We start from the raw sequence: 22,724 nt of genomic DNA on the forward strand, positions 1-22,724 counted from the left end.
AGTTAGCCCTCAAGCTTAGACTTATCACGCACGGCGCCTTTGTCGGCACTGGTTGCCATGCTTGCGTAAGCTTTCAGTGCGAATGAAACTTCACGCTGACGGTTTTCTGGTTTCCAGCCTAGTGCGTCTTGCTTAACACGACGCGCTTCTAGCTCAGCTTCAGGCACATCAAGTGTGATTGAGCGGCTAGGGATGTCGATAGTGATGATGTCGCCAGTATTCACTAGACCAATAACACCGCCACTTGCAGCTTCTGGAGAAGCGTGACCGATAGATAGACCCGAAGTACCACCAGAGAAACGTCCGTCCGTTAGAAGCGCACAAGACTTACCTAGACCCATAGATTTTAGGTAAGTAGTTGGGTAGAGCATTTCTTGCATGCCCGGACCACCTTTAGGACCTTCGTAACGAATAACAACCACTTCGCCGGCTTTTACTTTACCCGCTAAGATACCGTCTACTGCCGTGTCTTGGCTTTCAAATACGATTGCGGGACCTTGGAATTTCAGGTTCTCCTCATCAACACCCGCGGTCTTGACGATACAACCATCAACGGCGATGTTACCTGAAAGTACCGCTAGGCCACCTTCTTGGCTGAATGCGTTCTCTTTAGTACGAATACAACCATCGACACGGTCATCATCAAGGCGATCCCAACGACAATCTTGTGAGAAAGCTTTGGTGGTACGGATACCAGCAGGGCCTGCACGGAAGAACTTAAGCACGGCTTCGTCTTCTGTTTGCATGATGTCGTATTGAGCTAGCTGCTCTTGCATGCTTAGGCCAAGTACAGTGCGTGTTTGGTTGTTTAACAGGCCAGCACGGTCTAGTTCACCTAGGATAGCCATTACGCCACCAGCACGGTGAACGTCTTCCATGTGGTATTTAGGTGTTGAAGGAGCAACCTTACATAGGTGTGGAACACGGCGAGACATCTCGTCGATATCACCCATATCAAAGTCAATCTCACCTTCTTGAGCTGCCGCTAAAAGGTGAAGTACCGTGTTACTTGAACCGCCCATCGCGATATCTAGTGCCATTGCATTATCAAAGGCTGCGCGGTTAGCGATGTTACGTGGCAGTGCTGATTCGTCATCTTGCTCGTAGTAACGCTTAGTTAGGTCAACGATGCGCTTACCTGCATTGATGAATAGCTCTTCACGGTCAGCGTGAGTTGCTAGCATAGAGCCGTTACCTGGTTGAGATAGGCCAAGCGCTTCAGTTAGACAGTTCATTGAGTTAGCCGTGAACATACCTGAACATGAACCACATGTTGGACATGCAGAGCGCTCTACTTGCTCACTTTGCTCATCAGAAATGGTTGGATCGGCACCCTGAATCATCGCGTCAACAAGGTCTAGCTTGATGATTTGATCGGAAAGCTTGGTTTTACCTGCTTCCATAGGGCCGCCAGATACAAAGATCACTGGGATGTTTAGGCGCATTGCAGCCATCATCATTCCCGGAGTGATTTTGTCACAGTTAGAGATACACACCATTGCATCCGCACAGTGTGCATTGACCATGTACTCTACTGAATCCGCGATAAGCTCACGTGATGGCAGTGAGTACAGCATGCCGCCGTGGCCCATTGCGATACCATCATCCACTGCGATGGTGTTGAATTCTTTAGCGATACCACCCGCTTTCTCGATTTCACCCGCAACCAATTGACCCATGTCTTTAAGGTGAACGTGGCCTGGAACGAATTGAGTGAACGAGTTTACAACTGCGATGATTGGCTTACCGAAGTCATCATCTTTAACGCCAGTTGCACGCCATAAAGCGCGCGCACCAGCCATGTTGCGTCCGTGGGTAGTCGTTGCTGAACGATAGATTGGCATTGCTTAAATCCTTATAAAATATTTGGCTGTTGCTTACTTAGTTGTTTGCGTTTGGTTTTCTGAAGCTTGGTTTGCTGGGTACACATAGTCTAACCAGCCCCACTTATCTTCAGTGGTTCCATTGAAGAGACCAAAGTAAGCCGCTTGAACTTTTTCAGTGATAGGACCGCGTTTGCCTTCACCTACTGTAATTTTGTCTACACTGCGAACCGGAACGATTTCCGCTGCTGTGCCTGTCATGAAGACTTCGTCAGCAAGGTATAGTGCTTCACGAGCAATGTTCTCTTCACGGATCTCATAACCCATGTCTTTTGCTAGTGTCATGATCGAATCACGAGTGATACCCGGTAGAATTGCGCTGGTCGCTGGTGGCGTTGATAGCACGCCATTACGTACTACAAAAATGTTTTCGCCAGCACCTTCAGAAAGGTAGCCATCAACACTCAGAGCGATACCTTCATCGTAACCATGACGACGGGCTTCGCCACCAACCAGTAGTGAAGATAGGTAGTTACCACCGGCTTTTGCTGCGGTTGGGATCGTGTTTGGAGCTGCACGGTTCCAGCTAGAAATCATCGCATCAACGCCATTTTCTAGCGCTTCTTCGCCTAGGTACGAACCCCAAGGGAAAGCAGCGATGATCAATTCCATCTCGGTATTTTCTGGCGGGCAGACACCTAAACCAACGTTACCTACGAAACCTAGAGGGCGGATGTACGCTGACTCTAGCTTATTTTGGCGTAGCGTTTCGCGAGTTGCTTCCATAATTTCTTCCTCAGTGTAAGGAATAGGGAAGCGGTAGATTTTTGCTGAGTCTTTTAGGCGCTTAGCATGCTCAGGGTGACGGAAGATAACCGGCCCCTTTGGTGTGTTGTAGCAACGAACACCTTCAAACACAGAAGTACCGTAGTGCATTGCGTGAGTCAGGACGTGAACGTTCGCCTCTGCCCAAGGAACCATCTCACCGTTAAACCAAATATAGTCTGCTGTTTTAGCTGTCATGTTTGCGGTTCCCTATGCGTTTATCTTTTGTTGTAAGTTGTTGTTTGGCAGTTCATTACGGCTGATAGAGATAACGTCAACGGTACGCACATCCCACAGCTTCTCGATTTGATTGACCAAGAAAGAGATCGGACGGTCACTGTCTACGATGATCTCAACACTCGCCACTTTGCTTTCGTGGTTTTGAGTGCCCGCAACTTGCTTAACAATGAAGCCACGGTGGCGGATAACACGAAGAACACGCTCTAGTAGTACAGGCTTATCATCGGCTTTGATGTCTAATAGGTATCTTTTCATGTTATGTGTTCTCCAACATCTCACTGTTTGAAGCACCTGGCGGTACTAGTGGCCATACGTTTTCTTCTTCATCGATAAGAACATGAAGTAGGTAAGCGGTTTTGCTCTCTAGCACTTCTTTCAATGCTGGTTCTACTTCTTCTTTACGAGTGATGGTTTTACCCGGGATGTCGAACGCTTTCGCGAGCATCACGAAATCAGGGTTGTCATCCAAGATAGTTTCACTGTGGCGGCCATCAAAGAACAGCGATTGCCATTGGCGAACCATGCCCAAGCGAGAGTTATTAAGCAGTACCATCTTCACTGGGATTTGACGACGCTTCAAGGTGCCAAGCTCTTGAATGTTCATCATGAACGAACCGTCACCAGAGATAAGTATAGATTGGTCATCAGGACGTCCAACCGATGCACCCATCGCAGCTGGTAAGCCAAAGCCCATGGTGCCTAAACCGGCAGAGGTTATGAAGTTTTGTGGATCGCGAGGTTGAATGTGCTGGGCTGCCCACATTTGGTGTTGGCCAACATCCGTCGAAACCATAGAGCTTGCTGGCATCATGTCAGATAATTGTTTTAACAGCAGTGGAGCAAAGATCAGATCGCCAGGGTGGTCGTAACGCCATTTGAATGAGCTACGAAGCCCTTCAGAGTGGTGAACCCAAGAGGAGATGTCTTGGCTTAGCTCTAGTTGAGGCATGATCTTGTTGATGTCACCGCGAATTGGCGCGTTGGCCAGACGCAGTTTGCTGAACTCTGCTGCATCGATATCGATATGGATAACCTTCGCGTGTGGCGCAAAAGTATCGAGTTTGCCTGTTACTCGGTCATCAAAACGGGCACCGACAACAATCAGTAGGTCACTCTCTTGAACTACAAGGTTAGCGGCTTTAGTGCCGTGCATACCCAGCATGCCAAGGTAGTGTGGGTCATCACGTTCGATAGTTCCCAAGCCTTTTAGTGTGCTTACGGCTGGCATTGGGTTAAGGCGTAAAAACTCACGAACCGCATCGGTTGCTTTAGCAAGTTGAACACCACCACCTACGTATAAAACAGGACGGGTTGCTTGAGATAAGAAGTACTGCGCCTGTTCAATGGCATCAGTTGTTGAAACAGGAATTGCGGGTGGAGTAAATTCAGGAAGAGAGTTAACTGGAGCTTCAGCCAGTTGAACATCTTTAGCGATATCGACGATAACCGGGCCAGGACGACCAGACTTCGCAACCACAAACGCTTCAGCGAGGGTTGGAGCAAGATCTTCAATATCAGTCACTAGGTAGCTGTGTTTAGTACATGACAGAGACATACCAATCACATCCATCTCTTGGAATGCATCGGTACCAATGTGGGAACTTGCAACCTGACCTGTGATTGCAACCATTGGGATAGAGTCCATAAAGGCATCAGCAAGGCCAGTGACTAGGTTGGTTGCACCTGGGCCAGACGTTGCCATACAAACAGCGACATCTTGTGTTGCTCGAGCCATGCCGATCGCGGCCATAGCAGCGCCTTGTTCATGGCGACATAGGATATGTTCAACCCCGCCGTCATAGAGTGCATCGTAGATTGGCATGATGGCACCACCAGGGTAACCAAATACGGTCTCAATTCCTTGTTGCTTGAGTGCGGATACGACTAGTTCTGCGCCTTTCATCGGAATTCTCCCGTATTACCTTTATTTTGGTAACTGTTTCCTTTGTCTCTGCACATCTTGTGCTCCCATTCTTCCTGTAAATCGGCAAAGCCGAAAATGCTCAAAAATATAAAAATCGAATGTTTAAATTAGAAAAAACCCCCGGACTTGTCAGTGCGGGGGTTTTTTCTAATTCGTGGTTACTTTCTTCCCACTCGCCCCCGCGCAGTCTTAATAATAACTACGATAATCAGGTTAATCAGTGCGTAAATGCGAGCGTTAAAAATCATAATATTCGAGTTTTCTCGTTTATTGTCTTCAGTAAATGTCTACATCTCTAGTGTTATCACACAAATCTGCCGCATGACAAGAAAAATGTCATTCTTTTTTCACATTAAAACACCATTCCACCAAGCTATATAACAACCTTATAGCTTTGGTGAGCAACGAATATCCAGAGCGAATACTTTTAAATCAAAGACAAAGGAAAGTTATGGGACTCGCGATAATTCATAGTCGAGCTAGTGTGGGTGTAGAGGCGCCAGAAGTGACCGTTGAGGTGCATATAAGCAACGGAATGCCTGGTTTTACGCTGGTAGGTCTACCTGAAACAACGGTCAAGGAATCTAAAGATCGAGTGAGAAGCGCGATCATCAATTCCCGCTTTGAGTTTCCATCCAAAAGAATCACGGTCAACCTCGCCCCTGCCGATTTACCCAAGGAAGGAGGTCGTTTCGACCTGCCAATCGCGCTTGGGATTTTAGTGGCATCGGATCAGCTACCGACATCAAAAATAGCTCAGCATGAATTCATCGGTGAGTTGGCGTTGTCAGGAGAGTTGCGTTCAGTAAAGGGCGTGTTGCCAGCGACGTTAGCCGCCGATAGCGTCGAACGATGCTTAGTTGTCCCACATCATAACGGTGATCAGGCTGCGTTGGTGGGCAAGGGAGCCCATAAATCAGCGCAAACCTTGTTGGAGGTTTGCGCGGACATGTGTGGACAGGCTCAGCTTGGCCTATATAGAACGGAACATCGTCAGGCTGATGTTTCAGTGCTTCGCGACCTACAAGATATTATCGGCCAACAACAAGGTAAGCGAGCTCTGGAGATCGCAGCCGCTGGCAACCACAATTTACTGTTCCTTGGCCCTCCGGGAACCGGAAAAACCATGCTCGCTTCTCGGTTACGCGATTTGTTACCGGATATGAGTGATGACGAGGCGATGGAAACCGCATCGGTGGCCTCGTTAACGCAACAAGAAATCAATCAATACAACTGGAAGCAACGACCTTTTCGCTCTCCTCACCATTCCAGTTCGATGGCGGCCTTAGTGGGTGGAGGTTCGGTACCTCGACCTGGAGAGATCTCTCTGGCCCACAATGGCTTATTGTTTCTAGATGAAATGCCCGAATTTGAGCGTAAAGTGCTTGATTCACTGCGAGAGCCACTAGAGTCGGGCGAGATAATCATTTCGCGCGCGGCGGGGAAGACGCGTTTCCCTGCGCGCTTTCAGTTGGTCGGTGCACTCAACCCAAGCCCAACAGGTTACTATGAAGGTAATCAAGCGCGGGCTAACCCACAGATCATCCTGCGTTATCTTAATCGCTTATCTGGACCATTGTTGGATAGATTCGATATGTCGTTAGAGATCCCATTACTTCCCAAAGGCATGCTCGCTGAAGGCGGTGATCGAGGTGAAACCACCCAAGTCGTAAAACAAAGGGTCAAACAGGCTCGTCAAACCATGCTATCTAGAAACCATAAATCGAATGCACTGCTCGGTAGTCGAGAAATAGAGAGGTATTGCCCATTGCGACGTGAAGACGCGGAGTTTCTCGAGACTGCACTGCATCGATTGGGTCTGTCGATTCGCGCTTATCATCGAATCATTAAGGTAGCACGAACCATTGCCGACCTTGACGGTAACGAGCAGATCGAAAAGAAACACCTATCAGAAGCGCTTGGTTATCGAGCGATGGATAGATTATTGAAGCAACTCACGGCACAAGCTGTGTAGTCATGCCAATGGTAGTAAACAACTGGCCATTTATTTACTGTGATTGGTATACAAACAAAAAAGCCTGCTTCAGTGAGCAGGCTTTGGTTTGATAATTTATTGGCGCTGGCTGGAGTTAGAATTTGTAGTTCAAGCCAACTGAAACGATGTATTGAGACTCGTCGTAGAAGGTGATATTGGAATCGCTAGTGCCGTAACCCGCAAGAGATACGAACGACCAGTTTTCCCAATCCATGAATTGATCATATTCATAGGCGGCGAATAGATTGATGTTGTCGTCGCTGCGTTTCTTTTGGAAAGTGATGCTGCTTGCATCATAAGAGCGTTGGTTGTAACCCGCCGTTAGTGCGTATTGGTGACGTCCCATACCACCAAATAAGCTGACCTCACCACCGAACTGCTCGAACGATGCTGCATCGCCGTCCGCATCACTTGATTGATAAATCAAAGACGGTACCAGCATCATAGTACGGCTAATCGGCTGGCGATATTGACCTTTCAGGTAGAAGGTATCGGCGTCGCGTTTTAGTGCTTCTTCAACGCGATCTTCTTCCACATCTTTGGTGGCGTAGGCCATGTCTAGCGAGAAAGCTGCCCCCACAATGTTGCTTAGCTTCAAACGAAACGCATTGCCAGTTTCATCGGTCTTCGTGCGAGCTGATGTGGTGTTGTACGGATCAGCCCAAGTTTCACCCGACATAATGGTTGGCAGCAGTGAAGCGTCGATCACCATGCCAGACTCAAGCTGGTATTTGTAACCAACCTCTAGCACTACAGTACCTGTCGCTACGTCATCACGAGCGGTACCTGTGTAAACCTGGTGGTTCAGCTTTTCACCAAAGGTGTAAGCAATGCTGCCGAGAGGTGCAACTAAAAACGAGCTCTCAGACGAAGCTTTTTGATTGGTTGAGGCGATCTTACTGTCAGCGTCGGTATTAAAATTTGAGGTCGAAGAAGTGACACCGGTGTTGATAGATATTTCACCACTGAAACCTGGCTCATCAGCAAGCTTGGCAAACGCGGGCGCAGTAGCAACGCTCAATGCCAGGAGAGTTATTTTTATGTTCATTTAAGGGCTCCTTGCCCACCGATTCTTAGGACGGGTTATTAATATCAGTAAAGTACTACGTTTTTTGGCTGATTATTTATCAATGATGATTTTTGAACTAGTAAAAAAAGGAAGCCGAAGCTTCCTTTCATCAATGGCTTACTTCTTCAATAAGAAGTTAACGAGCTCGAAGTACTCATCAAGAGAGCTGATACCTTGAGCTTCTACTAGGTAGCGGTTATTCACTATGACTGCTGGTACGCCAGAAAGGCCGCTGTCTTTGAATGCTTTGTCGAAGCGACGAACCATAGAATCTACAGCAAAGCCGTTGTATGCCGCATCGAATTTCTTAGCATCAACGCCTTCATCTAGGAAGATTTGACGCAATTCGGCTTCATCACGTGGTGGCTTGTTCATGGTGTGGATGCGGTTAAACATCACTGGTACCATTTTGTCTTCAACTTTCAGTGCAATCATGGTCGCGTAAGCTTTGCTCATTGGCAGACCCATGTTGCCACCCATGAATGAAACATGGTTCTTCTGTAACTTAGCGTCTTTAGGTAGCTGCTGTTTTAGCTGCTGGATGATTGGCTCAAAGCTATTACAGTGTGGGCAGTAAAAAGAGAAGAACTCTGTCACCATTGGTTTTTTTGATGCTTCTAGATCGAGAACTTTGTAGTGTTCACCTTCGTTAAATTTCGCAGCGTGAGCTGAAAGGCTCAACATGATCAATGAGAAAAATGCGAATAGCTTTTTCATTTATCCAATCTCCATTATGTTTGAATTTTTATCTAGTTGTATGTTGCGATTGCTGTTACCACTGAGGCATTAACGAAAGTGGTGGCTCTTGCAGGGTAGCAATTTGCTCTTTACAAGCAAGTACTTGTTGCTCCCAATATTTCGGATCATTAAACCACGGGAAGGCTAAAGGAAACGCTGGATCGTGCCATCGCTTCGCTAACCATGCCATGTAATGCACCATACGTAGACCGCGTAGTGGTTCGATTAGTTTCAGTTGCGAGGTATTAAAATCGCAAAACTCTTGATAACTCTCTAGCAGAATATCGAGTTGCATCAGTTTATCTTGGCGTTCACCGTTGAGTAGCATCCACAGATCTTGTATCGCAGGGCCATTACGTGCGTCATCAAGGTCGACGAACATTGGTCCATCGCGCCACAAGATGTTGCCTGGGTGGCAATCACCATGCAGGCGGATGTTGTCAATGTTGCTCGGCCACTGACTCTCTAGCTCTTTTATCAGAAGGTCAACGTCATTGAAGAACGCGTTTTCTAGGTGTGTCGGGATAAACTGAGAGTTCTCTAGAATCTTACGTGGCTGATAAAGGTATTCATCTAAGCTGATGGTCGGGCGATGTTGGAATGTTCTTCCTGCACTCGCTTTGTGAATTCGGCCTAGGAAGCGTCCTACACCTTCTAGTTGGTCTAGGTTATCCACTTCATACTGTCTGCCGCCAACGCTTTCGAACAATGCAAACAGGTAGCCTTGATATTCATGCAAGGTTTCACCGTTGACTCGCATTGGTGGAGCGACAGGCATCTCTTGTTCAATCAGTTCTAACGCGAAGTCGTGCTCTTCTTGGATCTGGGCTTTATTCCAGCGCTGCGGACGATAAAACTTAACGACGTAGCGTTTACGGTCTTCATCGGTGAATTGATAGACCCGGTTTTCGTAACTGTTGAGAGCAAGAAGCCCGGATTCGGCACGAACTCCAATACTCTCCAGTGCGTACCACATGAAGTCAGGAGTCAGGTTATCAAAGTTAAAGGCTTGCATCGTCATAGAATAAAAAAGGCTCATTACTGAGCCTTTTTCCATTTATTGGGTTGTTATACCAAGCGCTAAGGAGGCTGGTATCAGAGCTTCTTGATAAAGCGGCTTTCGACTTCCATCGTAAACTCTTCATTATCCGAGAGTATAAACTGAATTGTCGAAACTGGTGAGCTCAGTTTTTCTGGGTCGGCGCCTAAACTGATAGGTAGGTTTAAAACCTCGCCTGGATCGACAGTAATCGTCTGTTTGCCGTACCAGATAGAATCGGGCAGTCCGCTAACATCGAGCTTGTACTCTTGCTCTTGTTGAGTCTTGTTGATCACTTTCAAGGTGTAGGTGTTTTCAACCAACCCTTGGTTATTGACTCTGAACAACTGGTTTCGGTCACGCAGAACACTTAGGCCGGCAGGATCAACGCTCGCGATTTGGGCGAAGAACAAGCCCAGCATCACGATCAAGATGGCGCCATAGCCCAACAGTTTAGGACGCATTACCTTGGTCGAGTGACCTTCAAGTCTGTGCTCGGTGGTGTAGTTGATCAGGCCTTTCTCGTAGCCCATACGCTCCATGGTGTTGTCACAGGCATCAATACACGCGCCGCAGTTAATACACTCATATTGCAGGCCGTCACGGATATCGATACCCGTTGGGCACACTTGAACACATAGATTACAGTCAATACAGTCGCCTAGACCAAGCTCTTTTGGATCGGCTTTACGAGAGCGAGGGCCACGGCTTTCACCGCGTTCTGAATCGTAGCCCACGATGAAGGTGTCTTTGTCGAACATTGCCGATTGGAAACGCGCGTAAGGACACATGTGCAGACAAACAATCGAGCGCATCCAACCAGCATTGGCATAAGTACACCCAGCAAAGAACAGTACCCAAAACACCGGCCAGAAAGACGAGTTAAAGGTAAAGAAGCCAACCACTAACTCTTTAATTGGGATGAAGTAACCAACAAAGGTTAAGCCCGTCGCAATGGCAATCGCCCACCACGCAATGTGTTTGAGGGTTTTTCTGAGGATTAAATTGCTCGTTAGTTTGCCCGAGTCTTGTTTTCTTCGTTTATTGGCAGCACCTTCTAGTTTCTCTTCGAACCAAATGTACATGAAGGTCCAGACGGTTTGCGGGCATAAATAGCCACACCAGACACGGCCTAAGAAGGTGGTTATGAAGAATAAGCCAAACGCAGCAATCATAAATAGGATCGCGAGTAGGGTCAGATCTTGCGGGTATAAGGTGGTGCCAAAGAAGTTGAACTGTTGGTTGCCGATATCGAGCAAGATCGCTTGGCGTTCACCAAATGGAATCCATGGAATAAGCGCAAAAAGTAAAAGTAAGAACCAACCGCCATAACGACGCAGTTGTTGGAATTTACCTTTGCTTTCTCGAACATAGATTCGGTTACTTGGGTTAAATCGATCTCCATTACCTTTATGTGTTTTCGGGTTAAAGGTTTTAGGAGTCACATCTTTGATATCGATTTTATCCTGACTCATGAACTATCCTTTTTGTGGCTTGTTTGCCCGGTTAAATCGGGCATGACGACATTACTTGAAAGTATGGTTTAGAGAACCTGTTGAAATTGAGCTTGGTGCATTTGTTGTTATCGCACTCACTCTTATTATTTTAGAAGATTCTTATGGATGGCGATTATAGCGACAATCTTGTTCTCATTTCTTTAACGCTATCAACCTTTAACAACAAAAGTCATAACAGTTGTGACGAAAAAATAGCGAACAGAAACAAAAAAGCGACCTGGCGGTCGCTTTTTAAATTGAGTGTTTTATCTATACGGCAATTGAGTTCTAAACAAATGGGCGACTAAAGAAGGCCACGTGCTTTTAGAATTGCGGTTTTGAAATCATCTTCTTGGTCTTTTTTCAGGCCTGGGATCATTTCATCTTTTTCGCTGTTGCGCATTTTTAGGTGGTAGATAAGAACATCGTCAGTCAGTTCTTCAAGCTTGCCTTGGTAGCCCGCTTCTTTTGATAGCTTAATGATGAACTCTAATAGGTTAAGCTCTTGATCTTTCTGCCACTCAGGCTCCATCAGTTCAAGCAGTTCTTCAATGCGGTGACACTTCATACTTTATTTCTCCACAAATTTTATAATGATTTGTGGCTAAGGTATCAAATCGGGTAGGGAATACCAATGTGTAAACACATTTCAAGATGGAAGCGGGCAAGAAAAAAGCGCAGTAAAAACTGCGCTTTTTGTTAAGCGGCTTTAATCACTTTTGTTGTAGTCGGTGCTAATAAAGCAGTCTTCTCAACTAGAGTCATTGTAGGAGCCAATTTCTTAGCCGTTGGAGCAGCAACAAAGCCACTACGACGACGCATCGCACTACGGTTGGTGTGCGAGAACCTGACAGCTGTTGGGCGCATTAATTTACCTAACGGTCAGGCATATCCATTGCCAATCTAATGGCCTGATTTACCATGAGCTCCACTTCAATTGCTTGAAGCGTTACTCGTCTGGCTTTCGCCAATCCGAAGAATAAATCAGGATAATGATATGCATGCATATCAAGGCTTAGATTATCACTATCTAAGTTATCGATCGACGCCTGAGTGATAATTAAACGATATTAGAGCTAAAATAGTGTGAGCAGTATATTTGAGTTTGAACCTCTTTCAGGCTTAAGATGATGCTTTAAAGGAGGTGCATATGTCGTTCTTAAAGAAAACGTTAGCAAGTTTTGGAATTGGATCTGCCAAGGTGGATTCTGTATTGCAACAGGAAGTGCTTTATCCAGGTAAGAAGGCGAGCATTATTGTGCATGTCTATGGTGGCGCTCAGCCACAAGAGATCGACAATATCGATCTCAACTTGTGCTGTCGTTACGTTAAAGAAGTTACCATGAACTCGCAAAGGCAAGAAGGTGGTCAAACACGTCGAATGCACCAGACATACTCGTTGGCCAAATGGAGCCTGCCGTATGCCTTTGTTATTCAGCCGGGTGAAACCCGTGATTTTGAATGTGAGTTTGATGTCCCGCTGAACACACCGGTCACGATTGGTGATTCAAAGGTGTGGCTAGAAACCGGGTTGGATATTGCGATGGCAATTGATCCATCGGATAAAGACATCTTAACGGTTCGTCCTGATGCACTCCTCGATGGTATTTTTAACGAACTTGAAGCTCAAGGGCTGCGCATTCGCCAAGTGGAGTGTGAAGCGGTAGAAGGCTTTGAACTGCCATTTGTACAAGAGTTTGAGTTTGTGCCGACTACGGGTCCTTATCATGGCCGCTGGCGTGAGCTTGAAGTTGTTGCCCATCGTGACGAAACTGAGCTTAAGCTTTGGTTTGAGATAGATCGCAATCGCGACGGTGCCAAAGGCATGTTGGCGAGTTTATTGGGAGTGGGCCAGCTACAGCGTCAATTGAGTGTGCCACTCGATACCTCTCCAGAAGAAGCCGGCAAGATGGTACTTGAGTATCTAGATAGCGCCTCTTAATTCGCTTTTTGGTTCTTTAGCTTTAGAGAGCCTAGCCTTATCACACTGTTTAGGCGTCATTGATGTCATAAAAGCTGTCATAAAAATTTAAGCTTACACGTGTAAGCTTAATGTGCAATACTAGGTCAATTGAACATTTACTCTAGTAGGATACTCATGTTTGCATCATCAGCTAGCGAATACAGCGACATCGAAGAACGCGCTAATGCGATAACCCACGGCTTGGGCGTCGTGCTTGGCGTTATTGGTTTGATCTTGCTACTGATTCGCGCGTTTGATTACCAAGCCGACATGTTGACGGTTGCCAGTATGACAATCTATGGCAGCAGCATTATCCTGCTCTTTCTTGCTTCCACGCTTTATCACTCGATCACCACAGAAAAAACTAAGCGTTTACTAAAAACCCTCGATCACTGTGCGATTTATTTACTGATCGCAGGTAGCTACACGCCGTTTTTATTGGTTGGCTTAAGAACCCCATTGGCGATGGGCTTGATGGCGGTTATTTGGGGAATTGCGCTGGTCGGTATCATCATGAAGATTGCCTTCGTTTACCGATTCAAGCGCTTATCGCTGTTCATTTACTTAGCGATGGGCTGGCTATCTTTGATTGTTGTTTATCAATTAGCGATGAACATCGATATAGGTGGTTTGGTGTTGTTAGCGGTTGGCGGGGTGATCTATTCGCTGGGTGTGATTTTCTATGTTGCAAAACGCATCCCTTACAACCATGCAATCTGGCACTTGTTTGTATTGGCGGGTTGCGCTTGCCATTTCTTCGCTATCTATCTGTACGTGACTCCGGTTTAGCGAGCCAGTACTTCAGTAATCTCAGCTTTAATCTGATATTCAGGGTGTTGTTCTAGGTCGATCTTGATTAGCTTGCCTTCTTCACCTGTTTTTGGTCGCAAGTATGTGTCAGCCATACGTTTGATTGATTTCCATACAGCAATTTCTTCTTCTGCCAACAACGTACCTTCTGCAGTAAATACGCTGATGTTAAGTGATACTAAAATGACAGCTTGAGTGCCTTGGTTGGTGATGGCTGTCGGAATGATAAGTTCACCACCTTCATAGCGACTTGCACCCAATACAACATCCACTCCTGATTGAGACAGCTGTAAGCTTGGCTTTTTACTATTCACTACAATCGTAGTGCCACGCGTGTTCGTCGTAACTGGGACAGCGACTACGGGTACTGCTGCGACAGGCTCGGCGATCTCTGAAGTTGTCGCTACTTCTTCCGCTTGTTTCTGTGCCACGTACTGCCACGTAAAGTCGTCTTTCAGCAGTACTTGTTTTCCATCTTGTAGAGTCACCATTTGGTCGGCGAAGGCTGAACTGCTCAGCAGTGCGCTTGCGATAAGTAGGTATGATTTCATCTCTTTTTCCTTAAATATTCGTGCAATTAGCGTCGCCAGAAGGCTGGGAAGAATAGAACGATCAGCGTCAGTATCTCGAGTCTTCCCATCAACATACCAAGGCTTAATAACCACTTTGCAGCGTCTGGCAGCGGCGCAAAATTCCCGGTTGGACCGATCACACTGCCCATGCCAGGACCAACGTTGGCAACGGCTGTGATAGCGCCAGATATACTGGTCACAGGATCAAGTCCCATCGCACTCAAGCCACCTGCAATTAAGATAATCGTAATAAAGAACATCAAACCAAATGCGACTAGTGAGCGCACAATGTCGTCATTCACTGGGCGTTGGTTATAGCGCTGAACAAAGACACCAGATGGGTGGATCAGCTTCATCATTTGTTTATGAAGCATGGTCATCGCGATCTGGAAGCGGAAGATTTTGATACCGCCAGAGGTTGACCCCGAGCACGCGCCCGCCATCATTAAAAACGCGAACAAGGTAGTCGGTAGTGCGCCCCACGCGGTGAAGTCTTCTAAGCCAAAACCGGTTGTGGTGACGACTGACACTATGTTGAACATCGAAACACGCATTGCATCCATGATGGTGTAGTCATCCCTAACCACCAGCCATGTCGATATTACGGCACTGGTGACCAAGAATAGATACGTGAAACCTCTCACTTGAGCGTCTTTGTAGAGGATTGAGAGTTTTCTACCACGCAGTGCGCCAACAAACAGTAAGAACGGCAAACCACCTAGGAACATGAACAGGGTTCCCACCCAGTGAGCACTGTTAGAGAAGTGGTTCATTGAGCTATCTGATGTTGAGTAACCACCCGTCGACAGTGTTGTGAAGGCGTGATTGATCGCATCAAAGATGCCCATGCCTGCAAACAGATAGCTAATGATGCATAAGCCAGTCAGGACCAGATAAACCGCCACGATGTTCTTCGCGACCGTTTTCGCTCGTGGGCTGCTTTTATCTGACCAATCGGAGGACTCGGTTTGGAATAGGCGCATGCCACCGACGTTAAGCATTGGCAGAACCGCTACCGCCATAACGATGAAGCCGATGCCGCCTAACCATTGCAGTATAGAGCGCCACAACAGAATGCTTGGTGCCATGCTGTCTAAGCCGCTCAATACAGTTGAGCCAGTCGTGGTGATACCAGACATGGTTTCAAAATAGGCGTCGGTGAAGCTGATGTGGTTGATGAAGACAAACGGCAGTGCAGCAAAGGCACTGGCAATCGTCCATACCAGAGAGGTGATCAGGAACATGTCCCGTACCCCAAGTCGGAACTTAGCTGAACGGCCTAAACTCAAGCAGATGAACGCCACTATGTGCGTGATCACTACCGACTGACCAAACTCGAGGAAGCCACCGGTGCCTGTAAAAAAGGCAACCAATGTAGGGATGTACATGAAAAGGGCGAGTTTTGATAACACTAACCCTATCACTAATAATATCGGACGAAAGTTGACCATAGCTTAATAGACCATCGCTTTGTGCCGAAGCGTCGTTCTCACAAGAAGAAGGTAGTGAGAACAAGCTTACGAGAACAAGGCTATAAGAAGAACGGGCTCGGTTGGAATAGAGACTCAACATCAGGTACGTATTTCTTGTCCACTAGGAACATAACTACGTGGTCATCTTGTTCGATAACGGTTCTATCGTGCGCGATAAGCACCTCTTCTCCGCGAACAATCGCACCAATAGTGGTACCCGGTGGTAGTTTGATGTCGCCAATAGCTCGGCCAACCACTTTAGATGTGGTTTCGTCACCGTGAGCAATCGCTTCGATCGCTTCAGCAGCGCCGCGACGCAGAGATGATACGTTTACAATATCAGCACGACGAACGTGAGTGAGTAGCGCAGAAATGGTCGCTTGTTGTGGAGAGATAGCAATATCAATCACACCACCCTGAACAAGGTCGACGTAAGCACCACGCTGAATCAGTACCATTACCTTCTTGGCACCCATTCGCTTAGCCAGCATCGCTGACATGATGTTGGTTTCATCTTCATTGGTTAGGGCAATGAACACGTCCACTTGATCGATGTTCTCTTCGGTCAGCAGCTCTTGGTCTGCGGCATCACCACAGAAGACGATGGTGTTTTCTAATTCTTCAGACAACTTCTCGGCACGAGTGTAACTGCGCTCGATAAGTTTGATGCTGTAGCTCTGTTCAAGGCGTTTAGCCAAGCTTGCACCAATGTTACCACCACCGACAATCATGATGCGGCGGTACGGTTTCTCTAGGCGTTGCAGCTCACTCATCACTGAGCGGATATGGTTACTTGCCGCTACAAAGAACACTTCATCATCGGCTTCAATGATGGTGGTGCCTTGTGGGCGAATAGGGCGACCTTGACGGAAGATAGCCGCAACACGCGTATCGATGTGCGGCATGTGCTCACGCAAAGCAGATAGGGCGTTACCGACCAGTGGACCACCGTAGTAGGCTTTTACTGCTACTAGGCTAACTTTCTGTTCAGCAAAGCTCACAACCTGCAATGCACCTGGATATTGAATCAGGCGTTCGATGTAGCTGGTCACTAGCTCTTCGGGTGCGATCAGGTGGTCTACTGGGATAGCACCTGATTTGAATAGTGCTTCTTTTTCTTCTAGGTATTGAGGAGAACGAATACGAGCAATTCGGTTTGGCGTATTGAAAAGAGAGAAAGCAACCTGACACGCAGCCATATTGGTTTCATCCATATTGGTTACGGCAACCAACATGTCGGCATCTTGCGCACCTGCTTCACGTAGTGTGTTTGGGTGGCTGGCATAACCGTTTACAACCCTAAGGTCGTACTTATCCTGAAGTTCACGAAGTCGGTCAGCATTACGGTCGACAATGGTGATGTCGTTGTTTTCACCAACTAGGTTTTCAGCAAGGGTACCGCCAACTTGTCCAGCACCTAGGATAATGATCTTCATAGCCTTTCTCTTATTTTTGCCGTGGTAATTCTAGTGCGTGCATTTTGCTTCGATAATGCACTAGAAAGAAACAGCGGCTAAGAAATAAATTCTTAGCCGCTGTTAGTTGTTATGCCTGTTTTACTAGAACTGCGTAGTAGAAGCCATCCATATCTTCTTCCCCAGGCAGTATTTGACGACCCGGATTTTCGATATCAGACCCAACCAGCGTTGCGTTCTCTGTACGTGCTAGGAATGCTTTCACTTGCAGCACGTTTTCTTGCGGCGTGATAGAACATGTCGCATAAACCATGGTGCCGCCTTCTTTCAGCTGACGCCACATAGCATCCATAATCTCGCTTTGCAGTTCAGCCAGCGCGTCAATGTCAGATGCACGACGTAGCCACTTGATGTCAGGGTGACGGCGAATTACGCCAGTCGCTGAACAAGGTGCATCAAGCAGAATACGGTCGAACTTATCACCCATCCACCACTCTTCAGGGTAGCGAGCATCGCCACAAATTACGTCGGCACGCAGTTGCAGACGCTCAAGGTTATCGTAAACACGGTCTAGACGTTTGATGTCGCAGTCAATCGCAACCACTTCAGTATCGTTGGTATGCTCAAGAATGTGTGCCGTTTTACCACCTGGCGCAGCACAGCAATCTAGGATCAGCTCACCATCTTTTGGTGTTAGGTAATCAACCGAAAGCTGAGCAGCAGCGTCTTGCACAGATACCCAACCTCTGTCGAAGCCAGGAAGCAAAGTAACATCACAAGGTGCAGCTAATTTTATGGCATCGGCTGCTTCAGGGTGCAATGTGTATTCAATGTTTTCGTTTTTAAGCAGCTCAACATACTCGTCACGAGTGTGGTGTTGGCGGTTAACGCGCAGCCACATTGGTGCCTTGCTGTTGTTTGCTTCAACCAGTTGCTCCCATTGATCTGGGTAGCTCTCTTGAAGCATTTTTAGAATCCAGCTTGGGTGGCCGTATTTGCCTGCATTGTGGCTAACGGCTTTCTCGTCTAGTTCTTCTTGGTCACGTAGGTAGCTACGTAGTACAGCGTTGATCAAACCACTCAGGCTTGGGCCACGCAGTGTTTTAGTACCCTCAACCGTTTCAGCAACCGCGGCATGCGAAGGGATACGCATGAAGCTTAGTTGGTAAATGCCCACCAAGATTAGGTGGTGGAATACACGCTTTTTACCTTTAAGCGGGTTTTCCATTAGTTCGTTAGCGATTGACTCTAAACGAGGCAGGTAACGAAGTGCGCCGTAGCAAATCTCTTGCAGTAGAGCATGGTCTCGCGGACGGATCGTTTTTTGAGCCGCAGGGAGAGCGTGTGAAAGAGAGTGGCCTTTATCGACAACTTGGAATAGGACATTTGCAGCAGCAGCGCGAACATTCATGAGGGGTACCGAATATTTATTTGAATACATGAGGGCATCTCTGCCCTCGTAAAGGTTTTCTAAGCTGCGTAATTAACAGCTTTAAAAGCGGATTAAGAAAGTTGAGTACCAACTTCAAACCAGCTTGCACGTGAGTTCAAGATATCCTGAACTGACATGGCTTTTTTACCTGGAACTTGCAGTTGTTCGAGAACAAGTACGCCTTGCCCTGTCGCTACATAGATACCAGTTTTATCGGCTTGCAGAATGGTACCTGCAGGCTTATCAGAAGCTTGCTCTGCCACACGGCTTTGCCATACTTTAATGCTGTTCTCAGCAGCTTCAAAGTGGCTCATTGGCCATGGGTTGAAGGCACGAACGCAGCGCTCAATATGCGCAGCGTCATCACTCCAGTTGATACGCGCTTCTTCTTTGCTTAGCTTCTTGGCGTAGTTAGCAAGCTCGTCGTCTTGCTTTTCAGCCACCGCTTTACCAGAAGCGATGTCAGATAAACACTCAACAAGCGCATCAGGGCCAAGGCCTGCTAGCTTTTCGTACATAGAAGCGCTGGTATCTGTCGCTTCAATTGGTAGCGTTGCGATACTTAGCATATCACCAGTATCTAGGCCGATATCCATCTGCATGATCGTTACGCCGGTCTCTTTATCACCCGCCCAAATAGAGCGTTGAATCGGAGCAGCACCACGCCAGCGCGGTAGGATAGAGCCATGTACGTTGATACAACCTAAGCGAGGCGTATCTAATACAACCTGCGGAAGCAATAAGCCGTAAGCGACAACCACCATGATGTCAGCATTCAAATCCGCTAGCTCTTGCTTAGCCTCATCTGACTTGAAGTTTTCTGGTTGGTAAACCGGAATATTGTTTTCAAGTGCGATGTTTTTTACTGGACTCGCAGTCAGTTTTTTACCGCGGCCTGCTGGGCGATCTGGCTGTGTGTAAACAGCAATAACTTCATGCTCCGAAGACAACAACGCCGCCAAGTGACGGGCGGCGAAATCCGGAGTACCTGCGAAGACAATTCTTAAAGACTGACTCAAGGTAGGCTTCCTTCTAATTTAGTAATAGCAGCGGTGATTAACCCTGTTTCTCGTTGAAACGTTTAATCTTCGCTAGCTTATCTTGGATACGTTTACGCTTTAGTGGCGATAGGTAATCAACAAACAACTTGCCTTCTAGGTGGTCAAGTTCGTGCTGAACACAGATAGCCAGAAGGTCGTCAGCGTCGAATGTGAATTCGTTGCCGTCACGGTCTAATGCTTTAACCGTTACTTCTGCAGCGCGAGGTACTAGAGCTCGAGCGCCTGGTACAGACAGACAGCCTTCTTCGATACCATCTTCGCCACGTTTGTCGGTAATTTCAGGGTTGATTAGAACCATAGGTTCGTCACGTGTTTCTGAAATATCGATAACAACGATGCGCTGGTGGAAATCCACTTGCGTTGCCGCAAGGCCGATACCTTCTTCGTCGTACATGGTTTCAATCATGTCATCAACGAACTTTTGAATCTCTGGGGTAACTTCTTTTACCGGTTTCGCCACGGTACGTAGACGATCATCTGGTAATGTTAATACTTGTAATACAGACATATACACTCGAAATATTGAACTGTGCCGAAACAGCTTAAACCTTGTTGGCTCAATTCTAGACATTTTAGAGGTCAAATGACAGCATCCTGAAGGTAATTCTCAAATCAGATGTCATATATTCAGACCAAGGAACCTAGGTCATGCGTCATTTTTCTCCCATTTTTTCTCTTGTTTGTGCCTCTCTTTCGTTCGCCGCTACGGCTGAAAATAGTGCTCAACCTTTAACCATAAAGCAGGGCGCACCCGAGGCGTACGTGGTGGTAAAGGGTGATACTTTGTGGGATATCTCTGCGATGTACCTCGATAGTCCATGGCTGTGGCCGAGGTTATGGCAGGTAAACCCTGAGATAGAAAATCCTCACCTTATTTACCCCGGAGATAAATTGTCGCTGGTTTGGATTAATGGCGAGCCTGTCTTGAGCCTCAAACCCGTCATTAAGCTAAGCCCTAAGATTCGTGTATCAGAGAAGAAAGCGGTGCCAACCGTCAATGAGGGGCTGGTTCTGCCTTATCTGCAATCTGATCGCTTGGTTGAACAGCAAGATATTCAATCGGTTCAACGAGTGTTAGGGACCAGTGATGGTAAGAGATTCTTATCGGGTGAAGACCGGTTGTTTATCTCGGGCAACCAACAACATCAAAAGTGGGGTATCTACCGCGCCGTTGAAACCTACCAGCGACTGCAACCTCAAGCGAGTATGACCTCGTTGCGTTTGGTCGCCACGGCACGCTTAAAAGAAGTGGACGCTGAGTTCAGTAGCTTACAGATAGAGACTCAGCTGCAAGAAGTACTGCTTAACGATCTTGTGTTGCCAGAGCTTGGTGTTGATCAGGTGAAGCTCTCAACCACATTTTATCCAGCGCCTAGTGCTGCGGGTCAGTTTGCCAATATCTTGGGTTCATTGGATGGCAGCCAATACAGCGCAAAGAATCAGGTCGTTGTTATCAACAAAGGCTCGCAGGACAACCTTCGCCAGGGCTCTATGTTCACCCTTAGCGAGAGCGGGGCTGTGGTGTTTGGTAAGCAAGGTGAATACAGCTATAAAGAATCAGCGGCGAGCGATAAGGTGCAATTGCCAAGTACGTCACTGGGTAGTTTGATGGTCATTCGCCCTTACGAGTATTTTAGTTTGGCGTTGATCACTCAAAGCTCCAAGCCGGTTAGTAATGACATTCTGGCGGTATCGCCTTTGGATCTTGCGTTGACGGAAGAGGTTAAGGGCACCGAGTGAATGAGCAACAACTGAGTGCTTGGTTAACTTTAAGTTTTGTTCCGCAGTTGGGTGGCAAGCGCCTTTCTCGACTGCTGAGCATTGATTCCCCATCGAATATTGTTGGTTACTCCAGCCAACAGCTGCAAGCGATTGGTTTGTCAGCCAAGCAAATCTCCTACTTAAGACAGCAAGCCCCTAAAGAAGTGGAGGCTTGCTTAGCATGGCAAGCAAAACAATCTAACCATCACATCATAACCCCGAATTGCCCACATTATCCCAAACTCCTCAATGAGATTGCCTCTGCGCCCAGTGTTCTTTTCGTTAAAGGACACGTCGAAAAACTGATTGAACCTCAAATCGCGATGGTCGGCAGTCGTAACGCCAGTCTTGAAGGGCTGCAAACTGCGAAGTCCTTCGCTAAAGAGTTTGTCCAAAACGGCTTGATTGTCACCAGTGGTTTAGCGCTCGGTATCGATGGCTATGCTCATGATGGTGCTCTAGATAAAGGAGGGGAAACTTTTGCTGTGTTGGGCTCTGGCTTGGATTCCATTTATCCTGCGCGACACCGAAATCTCGCGGAGAGGATCTGTGAAAATGGTGCGTTGATTTCAGAATTCCGCCCAAACGCTAAACCTCGACCTGAACATTTCCCACGGCGTAACCGTATTATAAGTGGGTTGTCTTTGGGGACTCTCGTCGTTGAGGCGGCCGAGAAAAGCGGTTCTTTGATTACGGCGCGTTATGCGATGGAGCAAGGTCGCGAAGTGTTTGCGCTTCCCGGTTCGATTCATAACCCAACCAGTCGCGGAGGCAACAGTCTAATTAAGGCAGGAGCATGTTTGGTACAGAGCGCTCAAGATGTTCTAATTGAAATAAAGAGTCTGTTAGACTGGTCTATAGATCAGCAGCCCAGTTTGTTCGAACCTACGCCGAACAAGAGTGAAAATGAACAATTGCCATTTCCACAGCTGTTAGCTAACGTAGGATTAGAGGCGACACCCGTTGATATTTTGGCACAGAGAACCCATATACCTGTGCATGAGGTCATGATGCAGCTTTTAGAGCTTGAGCTCTCAGGGCATGTTGTTGCAGTTTCCGGTGGCTATATTCGAAAGGGGAGAGGCTAG

21 protein-coding genes are annotated in these 22,724 nt (G+C 47.2%); 5 read left to right on the forward strand and 16 right to left on the reverse strand.

The annotated features are described in order from the left end of the window. Positions 1-2: 2 nt before the first annotated feature. Genes ilvD through ilvG form a run of 4 tightly spaced genes read right to left on the reverse strand, consistent with a single transcriptional unit; the run spans position 3 to position 4,791 of the window. Entirely contained in the window at positions 3-1,844 is a 1,842-nt protein-coding gene (gene ilvD, locus CWO08_RS20250; RefSeq protein ID WP_048610861.1) for a dihydroxy-acid dehydratase, read from the reverse strand. 33 nt (positions 1,845-1,877) lie between these two features. Continuing rightward, positions 1,878-2,846: a branched-chain amino acid transaminase gene (locus CWO08_RS20255; protein WP_108020979.1), complete on the reverse strand. Its 969-nt coding sequence runs from the start codon at positions 2,844-2,846 to the stop codon at positions 1,878-1,880. A gap of 12 nt (positions 2,847-2,858) precedes the next feature. After that, on the reverse strand, positions 2,859-3,143 hold the full coding sequence (gene ilvM / locus CWO08_RS20260; RefSeq protein ID WP_017055442.1) for an acetolactate synthase 2 small subunit: 285 nt from the start codon (positions 3,141-3,143) through the stop codon (positions 2,859-2,861). Position 3,144: 1 nt separating this feature from the next. Then, positions 3,145-4,791: an acetolactate synthase 2 catalytic subunit gene (gene ilvG / locus CWO08_RS20265; protein WP_108020980.1), complete on the reverse strand. Its 1,647-nt coding sequence runs from the start codon at positions 4,789-4,791 to the stop codon at positions 3,145-3,147. A 472-nt stretch (positions 4,792-5,263) separates the two neighbouring features. On the opposite strand from ilvG, the gene CWO08_RS20270 reads away from it, so the two are divergent. Further along, positions 5,264-6,787 carry a YifB family Mg chelatase-like AAA ATPase gene (locus tag CWO08_RS20270; RefSeq protein ID WP_108020981.1) on the forward strand — a complete coding sequence of 508 codons (1,524 nt, stop codon included), beginning with the start codon at positions 5,264-5,266 and terminating at the stop codon, positions 6,785-6,787. 115 nt (positions 6,788-6,902) lie between these two features. On the opposite strand, the gene CWO08_RS20275 is transcribed toward CWO08_RS20270, so the two are convergent. The 6 genes from CWO08_RS20275 to CWO08_RS24055 form a co-directional block, all read right to left on the reverse strand. Beyond that, a complete protein-coding gene (locus CWO08_RS20275; RefSeq protein ID WP_108020982.1) occupies positions 6,903-7,856 on the reverse strand; it encodes a DUF2860 domain-containing protein in 954 nt (317 codons plus the stop codon). Positions 7,857-7,994: 138 nt separating this feature from the next. Continuing rightward, positions 7,995-8,594 (reverse strand): thiol:disulfide interchange protein DsbA/DsbL, encoded by a 600-nt coding sequence (locus CWO08_RS20280; RefSeq protein WP_048657827.1) that lies wholly within the window; start codon positions 8,592-8,594, stop codon positions 7,995-7,997. A 55-nt stretch (positions 8,595-8,649) separates the two neighbouring features. Beyond that, the gene (locus CWO08_RS20285) at positions 8,650-9,636 is read right to left on the reverse strand and encodes a serine/threonine protein kinase (protein ID WP_048657828.1); all 987 of its coding nucleotides are present in this window, start codon (positions 9,634-9,636) and stop codon (positions 8,650-8,652) included. 74 nt (positions 9,637-9,710) lie between these two features. Continuing rightward, on the reverse strand, positions 9,711-11,129 hold the full coding sequence (ccoG, locus tag CWO08_RS20290) for a cytochrome c oxidase accessory protein CcoG (RefSeq protein WP_048662691.1): 1,419 nt from the start codon (positions 11,127-11,129) through the stop codon (positions 9,711-9,713). Between the two features lie 325 nt (positions 11,130-11,454). Continuing rightward, entirely contained in the window at positions 11,455-11,718 is a 264-nt protein-coding gene (locus CWO08_RS20295) for a YihD family protein (protein ID WP_009848104.1), read from the reverse strand. Positions 11,719-11,849: 131 nt separating this feature from the next. Beyond that, positions 11,850-12,017 carry a hypothetical protein gene (locus CWO08_RS24055; protein WP_004739323.1) on the reverse strand — a complete coding sequence of 56 codons (168 nt, stop codon included), beginning with the start codon at positions 12,015-12,017 and terminating at the stop codon, positions 11,850-11,852. 283 nt (positions 12,018-12,300) lie between these two features. Here CWO08_RS24055 and CWO08_RS20300 point away from each other — a divergent pair, with 283 nt between their 5' ends. Next, positions 12,301-13,092, forward strand: a complete 792-nt coding sequence (locus CWO08_RS20300) for a sporulation protein (RefSeq protein WP_048610874.1) — start codon at positions 12,301-12,303, stop codon at positions 13,090-13,092. A 156-nt stretch (positions 13,093-13,248) separates the two neighbouring features. Next, positions 13,249-13,902 (forward strand): hemolysin III family protein, encoded by a 654-nt coding sequence (locus tag CWO08_RS20305; RefSeq protein WP_108020983.1) that lies wholly within the window; start codon positions 13,249-13,251, stop codon positions 13,900-13,902. Here CWO08_RS20305 and CWO08_RS20310 read toward each other — a convergent pair. The 6 genes from CWO08_RS20310 to def all read right to left on the reverse strand — a co-directional run bounded on the left by CWO08_RS20310 (position 13,899) and on the right by def (position 20,383). After that, entirely contained in the window at positions 13,899-14,474 is a 576-nt protein-coding gene (locus CWO08_RS20310; RefSeq protein ID WP_102432382.1) for a DUF3157 family protein, read from the reverse strand. The two genes, CWO08_RS20305 and CWO08_RS20310, sit on opposite strands and share 4 nt — an antisense overlap. A 26-nt stretch (positions 14,475-14,500) precedes the next feature. Further along, positions 14,501-15,946 (reverse strand): TrkH family potassium uptake protein, encoded by a 1,446-nt coding sequence (locus CWO08_RS20315; RefSeq protein ID WP_102432381.1) that lies wholly within the window; start codon positions 15,944-15,946, stop codon positions 14,501-14,503. An 80-nt stretch (positions 15,947-16,026) separates the two neighbouring features. Beyond that, positions 16,027-17,403 carry a Trk system potassium transporter TrkA gene (trkA, locus tag CWO08_RS20320; RefSeq protein WP_004735766.1) on the reverse strand — a complete coding sequence of 459 codons (1,377 nt, stop codon included), beginning with the start codon at positions 17,401-17,403 and terminating at the stop codon, positions 16,027-16,029. A 109-nt stretch (positions 17,404-17,512) separates the two neighbouring features. Beyond that, positions 17,513-18,793, reverse strand: coding sequence for a 16S rRNA (cytosine(967)-C(5))-methyltransferase RsmB (gene rsmB / locus CWO08_RS20325; RefSeq protein WP_017063007.1), 1,281 nt, complete (start codon positions 18,791-18,793; stop codon positions 17,513-17,515). Between the two features lie 92 nt (positions 18,794-18,885). Then, positions 18,886-19,833, reverse strand: a complete 948-nt coding sequence (gene fmt, locus CWO08_RS20330; protein WP_102432380.1) for a methionyl-tRNA formyltransferase — start codon at positions 19,831-19,833, stop codon at positions 18,886-18,888. Positions 19,834-19,870: 37 nt separating this feature from the next. After that, positions 19,871-20,383 carry a peptide deformylase gene (gene def / locus CWO08_RS20335; protein ID WP_048611208.1) on the reverse strand — a complete coding sequence of 171 codons (513 nt, stop codon included), beginning with the start codon at positions 20,381-20,383 and terminating at the stop codon, positions 19,871-19,873. A 140-nt stretch (positions 20,384-20,523) separates the two neighbouring features. Here def and CWO08_RS20340 point away from each other — a divergent pair, with 140 nt between their 5' ends. Continuing rightward, positions 20,524-21,615 carry a LysM peptidoglycan-binding domain-containing protein gene (locus CWO08_RS20340; RefSeq protein ID WP_102432378.1) on the forward strand — a complete coding sequence of 364 codons (1,092 nt, stop codon included), beginning with the start codon at positions 20,524-20,526 and terminating at the stop codon, positions 21,613-21,615. After that, the gene (gene dprA, locus CWO08_RS20345) at positions 21,612-22,724 is read left to right on the forward strand and encodes a DNA-processing protein DprA (RefSeq protein WP_102432377.1); all 1,113 of its coding nucleotides are present in this window, start codon (positions 21,612-21,614) and stop codon (positions 22,722-22,724) included. The genes CWO08_RS20340 and dprA overlap by 4 nt, the downstream gene beginning before the upstream one ends.

The organism is Vibrio sp. 10N.286.48.B8, from assembly GCF_003050085.1.
In the GTDB taxonomy this organism is placed as follows: Bacteria; Pseudomonadota; Gammaproteobacteria; order Enterobacterales; family Vibrionaceae; genus Vibrio; species Vibrio crassostreae.

Bases quoted from the DNA above. Each gene is read 5' to 3' on its own strand.
- ilvD (WP_048610861.1), bottom strand. From the start codon at position 1,844: ATGCCAATCTATCGTTCAGCAACGACTACCCACGGACGCAACATGGCT.
- CWO08_RS20255 (WP_108020979.1), bottom strand. From the start codon at position 2,846: ATGACAGCTAAAACAGCAGACTATATTTGGTTTAACGGTGAGATGGTT.
- ilvM (WP_017055442.1), bottom strand. From the start codon at position 3,143: ATGAAAAGATACCTATTAGACATCAAAGCCGATGATAAGCCTGTACTA.
- ilvG (WP_108020980.1), bottom strand. From the start codon at position 4,791: ATGAAAGGCGCAGAACTAGTCGTATCCGCACTCAAGCAACAAGGAATT.
- CWO08_RS20270 (WP_108020981.1), top strand. From the start codon at position 5,264: ATGGGACTCGCGATAATTCATAGTCGAGCTAGTGTGGGTGTAGAGGCG.
- CWO08_RS20275 (WP_108020982.1), bottom strand. From the start codon at position 7,856: ATGAACATAAAAATAACTCTCCTGGCATTGAGCGTTGCTACTGCGCCC.
- CWO08_RS20280 (WP_048657827.1), bottom strand. From the start codon at position 8,594: ATGAAAAAGCTATTCGCATTTTTCTCATTGATCATGTTGAGCCTTTCA.
- CWO08_RS20285 (WP_048657828.1), bottom strand. From the start codon at position 9,636: ATGACGATGCAAGCCTTTAACTTTGATAACCTGACTCCTGACTTCATG.
- ccoG (WP_048662691.1), bottom strand. From the start codon at position 11,129: ATGAGTCAGGATAAAATCGATATCAAAGATGTGACTCCTAAAACCTTT.
- CWO08_RS20295 (WP_009848104.1), bottom strand. From the start codon at position 11,718: ATGAAGTGTCACCGCATTGAAGAACTGCTTGAACTGATGGAGCCTGAG.
- CWO08_RS24055 (WP_004739323.1), bottom strand. From the start codon at position 12,017: ATGCGCCCAACAGCTGTCAGGTTCTCGCACACCAACCGTAGTGCGATG.
- CWO08_RS20300 (WP_048610874.1), top strand. From the start codon at position 12,301: ATGTCGTTCTTAAAGAAAACGTTAGCAAGTTTTGGAATTGGATCTGCC.
- CWO08_RS20305 (WP_108020983.1), top strand. From the start codon at position 13,249: ATGTTTGCATCATCAGCTAGCGAATACAGCGACATCGAAGAACGCGCT.
- CWO08_RS20310 (WP_102432382.1), bottom strand. From the start codon at position 14,474: ATGAAATCATACCTACTTATCGCAAGCGCACTGCTGAGCAGTTCAGCC.
- CWO08_RS20315 (WP_102432381.1), bottom strand. From the start codon at position 15,946: ATGGTCAACTTTCGTCCGATATTATTAGTGATAGGGTTAGTGTTATCA.
- trkA (WP_004735766.1), bottom strand. From the start codon at position 17,403: ATGAAGATCATTATCCTAGGTGCTGGACAAGTTGGCGGTACCCTTGCT.
- rsmB (WP_017063007.1), bottom strand. From the start codon at position 18,793: ATGAATGTTCGCGCTGCTGCTGCAAATGTCCTATTCCAAGTTGTCGAT.
- def (WP_048611208.1), bottom strand. From the start codon at position 20,383: ATGTCTGTATTACAAGTATTAACATTACCAGATGATCGTCTACGTACC.
- CWO08_RS20340 (WP_102432378.1), top strand. From the start codon at position 20,524: ATGCGTCATTTTTCTCCCATTTTTTCTCTTGTTTGTGCCTCTCTTTCG.